Here is a 1,249-nt window from a genome sequence, read left to right as displayed (position 1 = left end):
TGGACCGGCCAGGATTTCGTAGACATCTCAGAGCCATAATCAATGGAAGCGAGAGAGGTGCCTATGGCAAGCAAGCAGTACACGGATGAGTTCAAGGCCGAGGCGGTCAAGCAGGTTACCGAAAGAGGCTTTGCTATAGCCGAGGTTGCCAAGCGGCTGGGGGTCTCATCCCACAGCCTTTACCAGTGGCTCCGCAAGGCAAAGCGCGAGGCCTTGGCGGGCACACCAGAGGGGTCGATGTTGCCGACGCCCAAGGACTCAGCTGAGGTGCGTCGGTTGAAGGCCGAGGTGAAACGTCTGACTGAAGAGCGTGACATCCTAAAAAAAGCCGCGGCGTACTTCGCCAAGGGGTGATGGCGAAGTACGCTTTCATGCGTGATCACTTGGGCGAGTTCAGGCTGACGGCCATGTCTCGAGTGCTTGGGGTTAACCGCAGTGGCTACTATGCATGGGCGGGCAATTCGGGCAGGCCGCGTCGTCGTGAGGATGATCGTCTGCGCGGCCTAATTAAGCACGCCTGGCTGGCAAGCGGAACGGTGTACGGCTACCGCAAGATCACCCGGGAACTTCGTGAGGCCGGTGAACGTTGCAGCCGCCATCGTGTTCGACGTCTGATGAAGGCAGAGGGAATAAGGGCAGAAATTGGCTACGGCACCAAGCCGCGCCATCGAGGCGGTCCGCCTGGGATGGTTGAAAACGTCGTCAATCGCGATTTTTCGCCCGCTGCACCAAACAAGGTGTGGGTCACCGACATAACATACATCCGCACCTACGAGGGCTGGACTTTCCTGGCAGTGATCGTCGACCTTTACTCACGGCAAGTGGTTGGCTGGGCGATGCAGTCCCAGATGACCACCGACCTTGTGCTACAGGCACTGGTATTGGCGGTGTGGAAGCGAAAGCCTGCTGCGGGCCTGATCATCCACTCTGACCAAGGCAGCCAGTTCACGAGCAGCGACTGGCTATCGTTGCTGAAGCAGCATGGCATGGTTCCAAGCATGAGTCGGCGTGGAAACTGCCATGACAACGCGGTGGTTGAGAGCTTTTTCAGTGCACTGAAGAAGGAGCGGATCAAGCGACGGATCTACCCGACCCGGAACGAGGCGCGCTCGGATGTATTCAATTACATCGAGATGTTTTACAACCCAATCCGACGCCACGGTTCCGCTGGCAACCTAGCCCCTGTAGAGTTTGAACGGCGCTACGCGCAAAGCGGCTCATGAATGTCTACGGAAGTCTGGCCGGTCCA

The 1,249-nt window shown here is 58.0% G+C and carries 1 protein-coding gene; it reads left to right on the top strand.

From position 1 onward, the window contains the following. Positions 1-63 precede the first annotated feature (63 nt). Positions 64-1,223 (top strand): IS3 family transposase gene (locus tag DBR20_RS02380; RefSeq protein WP_108265060.1). Its coding sequence is split into 2 segments (ribosomal slippage): positions 64-319 and positions 319-1,223, totalling 1,161 coding nucleotides; the frame shifts between segments, so codons are not numbered across the junction. The last annotated feature ends 26 nt before the right edge of the window (positions 1,224-1,249 follow it).

The sequence above is a fragment of the Stenotrophomonas sp. HMWF023 genome, assembly GCF_003060985.1.
GTDB lineage: Bacteria > Pseudomonadota > Gammaproteobacteria > Xanthomonadales > Xanthomonadaceae > Stenotrophomonas > Stenotrophomonas lactitubi.
Note: the sequence above shows the minus strand (reverse complement) of the source record. Positions and strands in the feature narration are given on the sequence as shown.